Raw genomic sequence first — 13,910 nt, 5'->3', positions numbered from 1 at the left:
GCCGCGCCCAGAACTGCGGTCGGGGCACATACCCGGCAATGCCCTGACCGTCGAGGGGCTCCAGCGCAAGTTGGAGCCCCTTTCTTCTTGTCGATTGTTGGCTTCGTTGCTTTGCGCTCCCGCGAATTCGGAAGGCGGGCTCCCGCCGGCGGCGTGTTGACGCCGGACGAAATGACCGGTTTGCTTCCGCCCCAATCAAGCGCGACGGAAATTCCGTCACGCAAAACAACAAACGGGGTGAGAGAACGCCTATGGATGCCCACGCCGCAATCTCGGCCGGCTCGGCCGGCAAATGGTCGCCCCCGCGAGACGCCAGCGATATCGTCAAGAGCGTGCATGCGATGCTGCACCCCCGCAACATCGTGCTGGTCGGCGCCACCGACAAGCCCGGCAACTACGCCGAGCGCATCTGGAACAATCTGGTCAAGTACGGCTACGAGGGCGGGCTCTATCCGATCAACGCCAGGCGCGAAACCATCTGGGGCGTCGACTGCTACAAGGATTTCGCCAGCCTTCCCGAAAAGCCCGACCATGTGCTGGTGCTGGTGCCCGCGCGCGTTGCCGTGCAGGTGATCCGCGATGCGGCCGCTGCCGGCGCGCGCTCGGCCACCATCGTCACCTCGGGCTTCAGCGAATTGCAGGATGAGGAGAGCCAGCGCCTCGCCGAAGAACTGAGGCAGGCAGTGAAGGAGACAGGGCTCGCGGTGACCGGCCCGAACTGCCTCGGCAACCTCAGCGCCGGCGAAAAGCTCTTCACCAATATCGACGATCGCATCGTCACCATGGAGCAAGGCAGGGTCGGCATCGCCGGCCAGTCCGGCGCCATCGTGATGGCGATCCGCCAGGCGCTGGAGGATCGCGGCGTCGGCGTCGGCTACATGGTGACGACCGGCAACGAGGTTGGCCTCGAGACGCCGGACTTGATGGCCTATTTCGCCGCCGATCCCTCGATCCGCGTCATCGTGGTCTATCTCGAGGGCGTGCGGAACACCAAGGCGTTCCGCGACGCCTGCAAGGCCGCGCGCGCCGCCGGCAAGCCCGTCATCGCGCTGAAGTTGGGGGCCTCCGAGGGCGGTCGCGCAGCGGCAATGGCGCACACCGGCGCGCTCGCCGGCTCCATCGAGACCTTCGATGCGATCTCGACCCGCGAGGGCGTGATCCGCGTCCGCGGGCTCGACGAGTTGATCGAGACCACCGAATGCTTCGTTCACGCCGACACGCCGAAGGGCAACCGCCTTGCCGCGGTGTCGCTGTCCGGCGGCAAGCGCGGCCTCTTGATCGACGCCTTCTATTCGGCGGGGATGAACTTCGCGCCGCTGCCCGCCAACGCCTCGGAGCAACTGGCAAGGATGCTCGGCCCCGGCAGCATCGTCGGCAATCCGCTCGATGCGGGCTTTGCCGCGGTGGTCGATCCCTCCGTCTACATGAAGTCGATCAAGATCATGATCGACGATCCCGACACCGACATCGTCATCATCGACGCCGAGCTGCCCAAGGCGCCGCACGAGCTGCGCGAACGCAACCTGCGCATCGTCAACGAGATGGCGGCCGCGGGCAACAAGCCGGTGATCTATATCAGCGCCATGTCGATCGGATTCACCGAGCACACCAAGGCGCTGCGCAAATCCCTGCCGGACATCGCGGTGCTGCAAGGCCTCGACCGCGCCGTCGGCGCCATCAAATCGCTGATCGAGTACGCGAACTTGCGCAAGGAAGTGCCCGACATCGTCTCCAGCTCCAAGACCTCGGCTCGGGCGATGCTGGAGAAGATGCTGAAGAGCGCCAATGGCGCCGCCGCGCTCGACGAGGTCGGCTCCAAGAAGCTGCTCAAGGCCTATGGCATCCCGATCTCGCAGGAGGCGATCGCGCAGACCTCGGCGGAAGCCGTGAAGATCGCGAAGAAGATCGGCTTTCCCGTGGTGGCAAAGGTCGTCAGTCCCGACATCCTGCACAAGTCCGACGTCGGCGGCGTCGTGCTCGACCTCAACAGCGCCGCCGAGGTGAGGAAGGCGTTCGACGACATCGTCAAGCGCGTCAAGAAGCTGAAGAACAAGCCCAGGCTCGAAGGCATTTTGATCGCGCAGCAGGTCGAGGCCGATCTCGAGCTCGTGGTCGGCGCTTCCCTCGATGCCGAGATGGGCCCGGTGGTGCTGTTCGGCACCGGCGGCGTCGATATCGAGCTGATGAAGGACGTCGCGCTCGCCGGCGCGCCGATCGATGCGGCGGAGGCCAGGCAGCTGATCGCCCGCACCAAGGCCGGCGTGAAGCTGAAGGGCTATCGCGGCCGCCCCGCCCTGCACGAGGCCTCCGCCGTGAAAGCGCTGGTCGGCCTCTCCAACCTGATCGCGGATGCCGGCACCCGCATCGCCTCGATCGACGTCAACCCGTTTCTGCTCAACAGCAAGTTGGGCGTCGCGGTGGACGGGCTGATCGTGCTCAACAATGAAGCGGCGCGGAAAGCGGCGAAGCACTGAGGGAGGAAGCCATGAAGCTGACAGGCGGATGCTATTGCGGCGCGGTGCGCTACGAGGCCGACGGCGAGCCGTTGATGCAGGCGCAATGCCATTGCCGCGAGTGCCAGTACATCACCGGCGGCTCGCCCAACGTGTTCGTGGCCATGGCACCGGAAGCCTTCAGATACACCAAAGGGGCGCCGAAACAGTTCGCCCGCAAGGATCTGGAGAATCCGAGGACGCGCGAATTCTGCGCCGAATGCGGCACGCATGTCGTGACGCGGCCGCCGCGGCCGGTCGTCATCATCAAGGTCGGCACGCTGGACGAGCCTGCCCGGATCATGCCGCAGGTCGCGATCTACACCATCGACAAGCAGCCCTTCCATCACGTGCCGGAAGGCATGCCGGCCTTCGAGCGGCTGCCGCAGGGGTAGCGAAGCGCGTCTCTGTCCCTCGTCATGCCCGGGCTTGTCCCGCGCATCCACGTTCCTGTCACCGCCTGGATCGCAATGGGTTGGCGGCCCACCAGGGCCGGAACAGAAAATCGCGAAAACAACCCCATGCAAAGTAGAACGGGGCCGCAACGTTCGGCCTGTGCTGCGTCCCGTTGAGCGCGAGAAGAGATCGTCCGTCGTCACTCCAATCGCATGGCGCTCCGGCAAGTCAAGGCGTGGATGGCCGGGACAAGCCCGGCCATGACGACAACATGAGTAACGAAATTCCCGATTATCGACCCGCCGGGATTTCGTCTCGCCGGCGAGGATGACGCGTGCTTGACCCTCGCACCGGGCGACGTGGGCCTGGAATCGGAGCTGACGGAATCGGCCTGCCTCTATCTCGATGATACGATACGTTCAGTTTCAATTTCCGATTGATCGACTTATCTTTCGGCGCATCGAGACCCCAAGCGATTTCCCTCTTCAACCTGCGCCGATGCAGGCAGCCAAGGTTGCCGGCGATGCAGCAGGCAGCGGCAGAATCCTTCGCTGCGATCCCGTGCAGAAGCGAGTCAGTCGCGGCAACCGGCCGCCGGCACTTGCCGCGTCAGAAAGAAAGATGACAACCGGGAGCGACGGTGGCAGACTGGATTCCAGCCTGGTGCGGAAAAACAAAACAGAACGAACGCACCAAGGGTCACATCGGGAGGAGATGACTCATGAAACGTGGTTTTCTGGGAGTATTCGGTGCTGCCGTTGTTGCACTGACGTCTTTCGCAACCGCAGGTGCGGTGATGGCGCAGACGAAGACGCTGAAGATGCAGGCCACGTGGCCGGCTTCGCTTACGCTCTACGACAACTTCACCTATTTCGCCGAGCGGGTGAACAAGCTCTCCGCCGGCGCGCTGAAAATCGAGGCGATGCCCGCCGGCCAGGTCGTCCCGGCGTTCGAGGTGCTCGACGCTACCCACAAGAAGGTGCTCGACGGCGCGCATGCATGGGCCGGCTACTGGACCGGCAAGAACAAGACGGCGATTTTGTTCACCGGCGGTCCCGGCGGCACGTTCGGCATGGACTACATGGACGTGATGGGCTGGCTCTATCACGGCGGCGGCAACGAGCTCTACAACGAGTTCTACCAGAAGGAGCTCAAGCTCAACGTCGTGGTGTTCCCGATCCTTCCGGCAGGTCCACAGGCGTTCGGCTGGTTCAAGAAGCCGATCCAGACGGTCGAGGACATGAAGGGCATGAAGTGCCGCCAGACCGGCATGGCCGGCGAAGTCTGGCAGGCGCTCGGCTTCACCGTAGTCAACATGCCGGGCGGCGAGATCATTCCGTCGGCGCAACGCGGCGTGATCGATTGCGCGGAATGGGTGGGCGGCATCGAGGATCTGCAGCTCGGCTTCCACAACGTCTGGAAGTACCATTATTCGCCCGGCCTGCATGAGAACGTGACCATCGGCGAGGTCATCTTCAATGGCGATGTCTGGAAGGAACTGAGCCCGCAGCACCAGGAGATCATCAAGTCGGCGGCCAACGAGACCTTCCTGGTCTGGTGGACCAAGTGGCAGCGCCAGAATGCCGATGCGCTGATCGAGATGCAGACCAAGCACGGCGTGCAGATACTGCGTACGCCGCCCGAGATCCTGATGGCCTTCATCAAGAAGTGGGACGAGATCGCGGCGGCAGAAGGCGCCAAGAACCCGTTCTTCAAGAAGGTGCACGACTCGCAGAAGGCCTATGCCAGCGCCGTGGTACCGTACAAGCGGTCCTATTTCCCGCCGTATTCCTTCATGGCGAACTATTACTTCCCCGAGAAGAAATAGGGCTTGCGAGGGCGGCCGGTCAGGCCGCCCTCCCTTCGCGCGTGGACGGCTCGCGTCGGACCGCACGAACGAATCGGCGCCAGGGGGAAATATGTCTGAGACAACAAACGTGCAGTCGCCGGTGCTGCTCGCAACGATCCGGATCATCGACGGCTTCACGGACCGCACCGGCACGGTCATCTCGTGGCTCTCGGTCCCGCTGGTGCTCGGCGTCGCCTGGGAGGTTGCGTCGCGCTACCTGTTCAATGCGCCGACGATATGGGCCTACGACGCGACCTACATGCTCTACGGATCGCTGTTCATGCTGGGCGCCGCTTACGCGCTGCATAAGGGCGCTCACATCCGCACCGATATCTTCTGGGAGAAGTTCTCCGTCCGCAAGAAGGGCTGGATCGACGCGATCTCCTACGTCGTCTTCTTCTTCCCGAGCCTGTTCATGCTGCTGCTGATCAGCTGGAACGAGTTTCACTACTCCTTCGAAATCAACGAGACCTCGGACCAGACACCGTGGCGGCCCGTGCTGTGGCCGTTCAAGTTCATCGTGCCGCTGGCCTGCGTGCTGCTGCTGATCCAGGGCGTGTCCGAGTTGATCAAGAGCATCTACATGGCGCGCACCGGCGTCGAGCTCGAGCACAAAGAGAAGGTCGAGATATGACCGCAGACGCGCTCATCGGCCTCATCATGCTTCTGGTTCTGCTGGGAGCGATCTTCATCGGCGTACCGATCTCGTTCACGCTGCTGTTTCTCGCCTTTGCGTTCGGTTACGCGGCCATTGGTCATACGGTGTTCGACCTCGCCTACTTCCAGACCATCGGCATGATGAAGGAGGAACTGCTGGCCGCCGTGCCGCTGTTCATCTTCATGGGCTTCATCACCGAGCAGGCGGGGCTGATGGAGCGCCTCTTCACGGCGTTCCGCATGCTGCTTGCACCGGTGCGCGGCGCACTCTTCCTCGTCGTGATCCTGACCTCGACCGTGTTCGCGATGGCGACGGGCATCGTCGGGGCCGCCGTCACCGTGCTCGGCATCATGGCCTCGCCGATCATGAACAAGGCCGGTTATGACCCGAAGCTCTCCGCGGGCACCATCACCGCGGGCGGCACGCTCGGCATTCTCATTCCCCCCTCGGTCATGCTGATCGTGATGGGTCCGGTGCTCGGCGTGTCGGTCGCCGATCTCTATGCCGCGGCCTTCGGGCCGGGCTTCCTGCTCGCCGCCGTCTACATTGCCTACCTGATGGGCCGCGCCTTCATTAATCCCAAGCTCGGTCCGCCAGTGCCGCTCGACGAGCGGATCCACTCGATCGGGTACATCGCGCGCGAGGTGATCGTCGGCACGCTGCCCCTGCTCGGGCTGATCACCGCGACGCTCGGCTCGATCATCGGCGGACTTGCGACTCCGACGGAAGCCGCCGGCATCGGCAGCGTCGGCGCGCTGGTCCTGGCGGTCGCGTATCGGAGGTTCACGTTCGCCGGCCTGCAGCGGGCGTTGATCGCGACCATGTCGACGTCGAGCATGGTGCTGCTGCTGGCAGTCACCTCGAACATTTTCGGCGCGGTGTTCGCCCGCCTCGGCTCGGCCAACTGGATCACCGAGACGATGCTCGGCCTCCAGCTGCCGCCCAGCCTGATGCTGATCATGGTGCTGGTGCTGATTTTCCTGCTGGGCTGGCCGTTCGAATGGCCCGCCATCATCCTGGTGTTCCTGCCGATCTTCTACCCCGTCGTGAAAGGCCTGGGTATCGACCTCGTCTGGTTTGGTGCACTGGTGGCGGTGACGCTGCAGACCGCCTTCCTGTCGCCGCCGGTCGCCATGTCGGCGTATTACCTTAAGCAGGTGGTCAAGGACTGGAGTCTCGCAACGATCTACGCCGGCATGTTCCAGTTCATGATCCTGCAGGTGATTTGCATTGCGCTGATCGTCGCTTTCCCCAGCATCGCGACCTGGTTCCCGCAGACGCTGCAGGAAGCATCCCGCAGCCAGGTGATCCCCGAGGAGCACATGAAGATTCTGGAACAGCAGAGGCGGGCGCCGTCGCTGGAAGACGACGACTGGCTGACGCCGAAGAAGAAGTAGCCGGCCGGGCCGGAAGCCTCACGCGGCGACCGGTCGTTATGGCGTGATCAATTTGATGGTCGGAAAGTAGCTCCGATAGCGGCGCGCATCTCGCGTCAGCAGCGGCAAGCGTTCGACAACGGCGTGCGCGCCGATGAAGAAGTCCGCCAGCACGCCGGTGCGAGCTCCTCCACTTGCGCGATACTGGACAAAGGCCTTGCCTGCCAGGAAGAGCGCGGCGCGCGGGATCGGCGCAACTTCGATGTTCAATTCATCGAGCATCGAGTCAACCGCCTCGATTGCAGTATAGCGCGCCGAGACCTCGGCGTAGACTACGTCGTTGATGACCAGAGGTCCGCTCAGCGCTGCGCGCTCGAGTTGATCCTGCGACCAGTCCGCCCAGGCTTCTCCGTCCGTAACGACGTCAAGTAACACGTTGGAGTCGACCAGTGTCATTCCGGCTCACCGCGCAACAGCGCCATGAGCTCATCGGTCGTCATTCCCGGCCCGGCGGATCCGCGCGCCTTGGCAAAGCGGCTCGGTTGCCGGGGGCCGTCGGCTTTCTCGATCAGGATATCTCCGTCGGCGGTGCGGCGGAAATCGACGCGGCTTCCCGGACCGATTCCCAAATGTTCGCGGACTGGCTTTGGAATCGTTACTTGGCCCTTGCTCGTGACCGTGGTTGCCATTGAGGCTTCTCCTGGTATTACCATTCAAGGATATGGTATTACCGAGCTAAATGTCCAGCATTTCTGGAGGTTAGTTCAAGGAGTGGAGATGGCCGATCTAGGCCGCCACCAACGCCATTTCGTCGGCGCGCACGACGCGGTCGCGGCCCTGGCGCTTGGCGGTGTAGAGGGCCTGGTCGGCGATACGCATGATGTGGGCGAGATCGGTCTCGCCGCGGGCCACCGTGAAACCGATGCTGATGGTCAGGCGCTCGCAGATCTCGCCGCTCCTGATCTCCCGCGCGGCGCAGGTTTTGCGGATTTCCTCGGCATAGAGCTCGGCCTGCTCGTGGCTGATGCCGATCATCAGCACGGAAAACTCCTCCCCGCCGTGACGGGCGACCAGCGCGCCATGGGTGCGGGAGAAATGACGCAGCACGCCGGCGATCTCGATCAGCGCCCTGTCGCCGAACTCGTGGCCGAAACGGTCGTTGATCGACTTGAAGTGGTCGATGTCGCACATGAACACGACGGCAGGCAGGCCCGCATGATAGGCCGAGCTCAGCGCCGGCAGCGCCGCCTCGTCGAAACCCCTGCGGTTCAACAGGCCCGTGAGCTGGTCGGTCTGCGAGATGCGCGACAATTCGCAGCGCATCAGCGTCAGCTGCTGCATCAGGCGCGCCGAGCGGTAGCTCAGGATGCCCGACAGCATCGCCGAGATCGCCGTGGCCGCGACCAGGCTCATGACGATGACGTCTCCGGTTCGAACCAGCGCGGCCGGATTGCTCCCGAGATAGGTCAGGACGATCGCGGTCGTCAGGACGATGCTGAGGGAGCTCGCCACGGCGACCCGTCTTGCGGTGTGGCGCAGCACGTCGCCGTGCGTGGTGATCTGGATGCTCATGGGCCTGCTTCTTCGCTGGAGCATCCCTACCACTGCGATGCACACGAACTCCTAAACGGAGATTTGTTCCGCGAAGTGCAGTAAACCGCACGCGATGCCATTTGCTAAAATGCGACGCATTCGAATCTCACCGACGTCATTCCGGGATGGTCCGAAGGACCAGACCTCAGATGCGCGATTGCGGATCGGGGAATCTCGAGATTCTCAGGAGCGCAAGTGCGCTCCGTAGTTCGATGCTTCGCATCGCCCCGGAATGACAGCCTACGTTTCCTAGCGATTTTGCGAGTCTGGACACGCGCCCGGCCGATGGTTAATCGCGTCTTAACCTCGCCCTATCTATGGTGATTTCATCGGGATCTTTCGGCCGGCTCAACTCCGCCCGGCCGCACTGAAAGTGCTGGCGTTTCAGACATGGCAATGACCGCCTCTTCCGGCCTGGCGCAGGGCGCCGGCAATGTATCGGCTGCCGGTCAGGCCGAGCGCTCCCCGTTCGCCCGCACGGCCGAGCTGCTGGCGCCCTACCAGCCTGGTAAGCCATTGATAACACTATCATTGGGTGAGCCGCAGCACCCCGTGCCCGGTTTCGTCGGTCCGGTGCTGGCCGAGCACATCGCTGAGTTCGGCCGGTATCCCCTGGCCAGGGGAATCGAGCCGTTCCGCCGCGCGGCAGCCGCCTGGCTGTCGGCGCGATTCACCTTGCCGCGCGCGGTCGATCCCGAGACCGAGGTGCTGGTGCTCAACGGCAGCCGCGAAGGCCTGTTCTTCGCCGCCATCGCCGCCTCGCGTTATGTGGGGCAGCGCAAGGGCCGGCCGGCGATCCTGATGCCGAACCCGTTCTATCCCGCCTATGGCGCCGGGGCGCGCGCCGCCGGCTGCGAGCAGGTGTACCTGCCGACCACGCTCGCCAACGGATTTTTGCCCGACCTCGGGTCGCTGGATGACGCACTGCTGGCGCGCACGGTGGCGATGTACATCGCCTCGCCTGCCAATCCGCAGGGCTCGGTGGCGACGCGCGAATACTTCATCCGGTTGAAGCAGCTCGCCGACCGCTTCGGCTTCTTCATCCTCAGCGACGAGTGCTATTCGGAGATCTACACCAAGGAAGCGCCGGGCAGCGCACTGGAATGCGCCGGTCCCGACTTCGGCAATGTCGTCGTGTTCCAGTCGCTTTCCAAGCGCTCGAACCTGCCGGGAATGCGCGTCGGCTTCGCCGCCGGCGACAGGAAGTTTCTCGCTGCCTTCCATGAGCTGCGCAATGTCGCCGCGCCGCAGGTGCCGGTGCCATTGCAGCATGTCGCCGTCGCCGCCTACAGCGACGAGGCGCATGTCGAGGAGAACCGCAAGCTCTACCGGGTCAAGTTCGATCTCGCCGACCAGATCCTCGGCAACCGTTACGGCTACGCAAGGCCCGCAGGCGGCTTCTGCGTCTGGCTAGATGTCGCGGGTCGCGGCGGCGATGAAGCCGCGTGCGTGAAACTCTATCGCGATGCGGGCGTGCGCGTGATCCCCGGAAGCTATCTGGCGCGTCAGCAGGACGACGGCACCAATCCGGGTGCGGGCTACATCCGCCTGGCGCTGGTCTCCGACTCCGAATCTACGGCCGAGGCGTTGCATCGGCTGGTCGAAACCCTGGATTAATCGCAAGGCGCGCTACGAGCATGGCAGCGATCGAACGGATAATTCCTCTGGTGAGCCATCTGCCGCCGTCGATCCGCGACGCGCTGGCACGGCGCGTGCGCGAGCTGGTCGGCCTCGGCCTGATCGCGCTGTCGGGCGTTGCCGCCGCCGCGCTGATGACCTGGTCGGTGCAGGACCCTTCTCTGAGCCACGCCACCTCGCGGGCGATCCGCAACGTGCTCGGCTATCCCGGTGCGATCGGCGCCGATCTCCTGATGCAAATCCTCGGCCTCGGCGCGATCATGCTGATCCTGCCGATCGCCGTGTGGGGCTGGCGCATGCTGACCCACCGCACCTTCGACCGCGAGGCGCTGCGGCTCGGCTGCTGGCTGCTCGCCGTCGTGCTCGCCGCGGGCTTTGCCTCTTGCTTCAAGCATGGCGGCGCCTGGCCGCTGCCGACCGGCCTTGGCGGTGTCGTCGGCGATGCGCTGGTGCGCGCGCCGGCGGTGGTGTTCGGCCCGGCCGGACTGATCTATCGCCTCGTGCTCGGCACCATCCTCTTCGCCGCGATGAGCGCCGCCTTCCTGTTCGCCTCCGGATGGGGCTCGCGACCGCGCGAGGACGAGGAGCTGACCCCGATCGAGGACGACGACGAGCCGTTTGTCGAGGAGCCTGAAGGCCGCGGCGCGGTCTCGCTGGGCTGGATTTTCCACGCCATCATGAGCGCGAAGGCCCGCATCGGCTGGTTCTTCTCGACCGCCTATCGCTCGCTGGTTTCCTCCGGCCCCGCACCGCGGCTTTCCTTCGAGCGGCAGGAGCCCAATATCGACGGCCGCCGTGCGCCGACGCTGGCCCCGCAGCACCACGAGGACGAGGAATACGAGGAAGAAGAGGACGAGGAGGAGGAAGAGCCCGTCGCCCGCGCGCCGCGCAGGAAGCCGGCGCCGCGCCAATCCTCGAAGCGATCCGACAAGTTCGAGCTGCCGTCGGTCTCCGTGCTCGCCGCGCCGAAATCCTCCGACCGCCAGCCGCTCAGCAAGGCCGAGCTGGAAGCCAATTCGCGCGCGCTCGAAGGCGTGCTCGGGGATTTCGGCGTGCGCGGCGAAATCGTGAAATCGAGCCCGGGCCCCGTCGTCACCCTGTACGAGCTCGAGCCCGCGCCGGGCATCAAGTCATCGCGCGTCATCGGCCTCGCCGACGACATCGCCCGTTCGATGAGCGCGCTGTCGGCGCGCGTCGCGGTCGTGCCCGGCCGCAACGCCATCGGCATCGAGCTGCCGAATGCCCACCGCGAGAAGGTCTATCTGCGCGAGCTGCTCACTGCGAAGGAAACCGCCGAGACGGTCGCAAAACTCCCGCTGTGCCTCGGCAAGACCATCGGCGGCGAGCCTGTGATCATCGATCTTGCCCGCACGCCGCACATGCTGATCGCCGGCACCACCGGCTCCGGCAAATCGGTCGCCATCAACACCATGATCCTCAGCCTGGTCTACCGGCTGCGCCCCGACCAGTGCCGGTTGATCATGGTCGACCCCAAGATGCTCGAACTTTCAGTCTATGACGGCATTCCGCATCTGCTGACGCCGGTCGTCACCGACCCGAAGAAGGCGGTGGTCGCGCTGAAATGGGCCGTGCGCGAGATGGAAGAGCGCTACAAGCGCATGTCCAAGCTCGGCGTTCGCAATATCGACGGCTACAACGCACGCCTGGTCGAAGCCAAGGCCAAGGGCGAGGAAATCACCCGCACGGTGCACACCGGCTTCGACAAGGAGACCGGCAAGGCGATCTACGAGGAAGAGAAGCTCGAGCTCGATCCGCTGCCCTACATCGTCATCATCGTCGACGAAATGGCCGACCTGATGATGGTCGCAGGCAAGGACATCGAGGGCGCGGTGCAGCGCCTCGCGCAGATGGCGCGCGCCGCCGGCCTGCACGTGATCCTGGCGACGCAGCGTCCCTCGGTCGACGTCATCACCGGCACCATCAAGGCGAACTTCCCGACCCGCATCGCCTTCCAGGTCACCTCGAAGATCGACAGCCGCACCATCCTCGGCGAAATGGGCGCCGAGCAGCTGCTCGGCCAGGGCGACATGCTCTACATGGCCGGCGGCGGCCGCATCAGCCGCGTGCACGGCCCGTTCGCCTCCGACGAAGAAGTCGAGAAGGTCGTGCGTCATCTGAAGACGCAAGGCCAGCCGGAATATCTCGAGGCGGTCACCGCGGAAGAGCCGACCGACGAGGACGGCGCGGTGTTCGATGCGACCGGCATGGGCGGCGAAGGCGGCGATCTGTTCCAGCAGGCGGTCGCGATCGTCAAGCGCGACCAGAAGGCGTCGACCTCCTACATCCAGCGCCGCCTGCAGATCGGCTACAACCGCGCCGCCTCGCTGATGGAGCGCATGGAACTGGAAGGCATCGTGGGCCCGGCGAATCACGCGGGAAAACGCGAGATCCTCGTCGGCGAGGAAGAGGGCGGCAATTACTGAGAAAAGGCCCGCATTTGCGGCACAATCTCACGGAAAAACGATATCTCCACATGCCCAAATCGGGGTAAAAGGTGGCCGGCAGCCGAGCGGAATGACGTTGAACGGAAGTCCAGAAGTTCGCATGACAAAGCAACAGACCACCATTCGCGCGCTGGCGCTGCTGATCTCGGCGTCGCTCGCAGTGGGCATCACCTCGTCCACCGCACAGACCGTTCCAGTGCCAAAGCCCGCGCCGAAATCGCGCGACCGCGACAATGCACAGAACCAGATGAGCGCCGCAGAAAAGATGCCGCTCACCACCGGCGCGACGCAGCAACAACCGCCGACGCCGATCATCCCCGATCCGCGCCGCAACCAGCCGGCCAACATCTTCGCGACCTTCGATGCCAACCAGAAGGCGCAGGCCGCCAGGGTGTCGAACTATTTGTCGTCGCTGCAGCAGCTCACCGGCAATTTCGTGCAGGTCGGCCCCGACGGCAGCAAGACCAGGGGCGACTTCTACATCATGAAGCCCGGCAAGGTGCGCTTCGAGTACGATCCGCCGACGCCGATCGCGATCATCGCTGACGGCTCCTCGCTCGCCGTGCGCGACCGCAAGCTGGCGACGCAGGACATCTACCCGCTGTCGCAGACCCCCTTGCGCTTCCTGCTCTCCGACCGCATCGACCTCCTGAAGGACACCAACGTCGTCAGCGTCACCGCCGACGACGTCTTCATCAGCGTGACCATCGAGGAGAAGCAGGCGCTGATCGGCACCAGCCGCCTGATGCTGATGGTCGGCGCCAAGGACGGCCAGCTCAAGCAATGGACCGTCACCGACCCGCAGGGCTACGACACCACGGTCGCCGTCTACAATCTCGACGCCAGCAGGAAGGTCGATCCCGGCCTGTTCAAGATCGACTTCACCAACTACTCGGTCCCGCCGGGCTAGCTCTCCACCTTCATGACAGCGCGATAGGCCGCCGCGATCATGTCGTCGATCTCGGTGGGCGGAGTCTGTTTGGGCAGGAACATTCGCACGGCGCCATAGGGCATCGCGATCAGCGCCGTCTGGCACTGCAACTCGGTGCGGCGGCATCGTGCGGCGAACGTTCCGACCACTTTCATGACGAATTTGTTGATCCCTGCCGCCTCGCGCCGCAGGCTCGCCGGCGTGCGCTCGTCGAGAAAATCCTCCTGCCGCCGCAACGCAAGCAGACCCGCGAGCGCCGGGTTCTGGCGCGACCAGCGCGGCACGGTCAGAGCCGCCGCGACACCTTCGCGCACCGTGGTCGCGGCATCGACCGCCGGCACGAATTCGGACTGAAAGCTGCGCACGGCGAATAACCAGGCTTGCCCGAGGATTTCCTCGCGCGATGCGAAGCGATGATAGATCGAGCCGACGGTGGCGCCGGAAGCTGCGGCAAGCGACTGGATGGTGACGGGCCGTCCCATCGCCGCTTCGCCCACCGCAGCGAGCAGCAA

General features: G+C 64.5%; 12 protein-coding genes. 8 read left to right on the top strand and 4 right to left on the bottom strand.

The features are described from left to right. Window positions 1-251 precede the first annotated feature (251 nt). The 5 genes from ACT4OC_RS31010 to ACT4OC_RS30990 all read left to right on the top strand — a co-directional run bounded on the left by ACT4OC_RS31010 (window position 252) and on the right by ACT4OC_RS30990 (window position 6,792). Window positions 252-2,474: an acetate--CoA ligase family protein gene (locus ACT4OC_RS31010; protein WP_444842879.1), complete on the top strand. Its 2,223-nt coding sequence runs from the start codon at window positions 252-254 to the stop codon at window positions 2,472-2,474. A gap of 11 nt (window positions 2,475-2,485) precedes the next feature. Then, entirely contained in the window at window positions 2,486-2,887 is a 402-nt protein-coding gene (locus ACT4OC_RS31005; RefSeq protein WP_444842878.1) for a GFA family protein, read from the top strand. A 722-nt stretch (window positions 2,888-3,609) separates the two neighbouring features. Continuing rightward, on the top strand, window positions 3,610-4,716 hold the full coding sequence (locus tag ACT4OC_RS31000; RefSeq protein ID WP_444842877.1) for a TRAP transporter substrate-binding protein: 1,107 nt from the start codon (window positions 3,610-3,612) through the stop codon (window positions 4,714-4,716). Window positions 4,717-4,807: 91 nt separating this feature from the next. Beyond that, a complete protein-coding gene (locus ACT4OC_RS30995; RefSeq protein ID WP_444842876.1) occupies window positions 4,808-5,371 on the top strand; it encodes a TRAP transporter small permease subunit in 564 nt (187 codons plus the stop codon). Next, window positions 5,368-6,792: a TRAP transporter large permease gene (locus ACT4OC_RS30990; RefSeq protein WP_444842875.1), complete on the top strand. Its 1,425-nt coding sequence runs from the start codon at window positions 5,368-5,370 to the stop codon at window positions 6,790-6,792. Before ACT4OC_RS30995 ends, ACT4OC_RS30990 begins: the two co-directional genes overlap by 4 nt. Before the next feature lie 36 nt (window positions 6,793-6,828). Here ACT4OC_RS30990 and ACT4OC_RS30985 read toward each other — a convergent pair whose 3' ends face one another. The 3 genes from ACT4OC_RS30985 to ACT4OC_RS30975 all read right to left on the bottom strand — a co-directional run bounded on the left by ACT4OC_RS30985 (window position 6,829) and on the right by ACT4OC_RS30975 (window position 8,343). Next, the gene (locus tag ACT4OC_RS30985; RefSeq protein WP_444842874.1) at window positions 6,829-7,227 is read right to left on the bottom strand and encodes a type II toxin-antitoxin system VapC family toxin; all 399 of its coding nucleotides are present in this window, start codon (window positions 7,225-7,227) and stop codon (window positions 6,829-6,831) included. After that, the gene (locus ACT4OC_RS30980) at window positions 7,224-7,460 is read right to left on the bottom strand and encodes an AbrB/MazE/SpoVT family DNA-binding domain-containing protein (RefSeq protein ID WP_444842873.1); all 237 of its coding nucleotides are present in this window, start codon (window positions 7,458-7,460) and stop codon (window positions 7,224-7,226) included. Before ACT4OC_RS30980 ends, ACT4OC_RS30985 begins: the two co-directional genes overlap by 4 nt. A 97-nt stretch (window positions 7,461-7,557) precedes the next feature. Further along, window positions 7,558-8,343 (bottom strand): GGDEF domain-containing protein, encoded by a 786-nt coding sequence (locus ACT4OC_RS30975; protein WP_444842872.1) that lies wholly within the window; start codon window positions 8,341-8,343, stop codon window positions 7,558-7,560. Window positions 8,344-8,754: 411 nt separating this feature from the next. Here ACT4OC_RS30975 and ACT4OC_RS30970 point away from each other — a divergent pair, with 411 nt between their 5' ends. The 3 genes from ACT4OC_RS30970 to ACT4OC_RS30960 all read left to right on the top strand — a co-directional run bounded on the left by ACT4OC_RS30970 (window position 8,755) and on the right by ACT4OC_RS30960 (window position 13,377). Continuing rightward, window positions 8,755-9,981: an aminotransferase class I/II-fold pyridoxal phosphate-dependent enzyme gene (locus ACT4OC_RS30970; RefSeq protein ID WP_444842871.1), complete on the top strand. Its 1,227-nt coding sequence runs from the start codon at window positions 8,755-8,757 to the stop codon at window positions 9,979-9,981. 20 nt (window positions 9,982-10,001) lie between these two features. Then, the gene (locus ACT4OC_RS30965) at window positions 10,002-12,446 is read left to right on the top strand and encodes a DNA translocase FtsK (protein WP_444842870.1); all 2,445 of its coding nucleotides are present in this window, start codon (window positions 10,002-10,004) and stop codon (window positions 12,444-12,446) included. 121 nt (window positions 12,447-12,567) lie between these two features. Beyond that, a complete protein-coding gene (locus ACT4OC_RS30960; RefSeq protein WP_444842869.1) occupies window positions 12,568-13,377 on the top strand; it encodes an outer membrane lipoprotein carrier protein LolA in 810 nt (269 codons plus the stop codon). Here the strand turns inward: ACT4OC_RS30960 and ACT4OC_RS30955 are convergent. Next, window positions 13,374-13,910 (bottom strand): TetR/AcrR family transcriptional regulator (locus ACT4OC_RS30955; RefSeq protein ID WP_444842868.1); only part of this gene is annotated, 537 nt, incomplete at its 5' end. The genes ACT4OC_RS30960 and ACT4OC_RS30955 overlap by 4 nt on opposite strands.

Origin of the sequence: Bradyrhizobium sp., from assembly GCF_052389815.1 — a bacterium.
Classification (GTDB): Bacteria; Pseudomonadota; Alphaproteobacteria; order Rhizobiales; family Xanthobacteraceae; genus Bradyrhizobium.
This window is presented reverse-complemented; position numbering and strand designations above follow the sequence as displayed.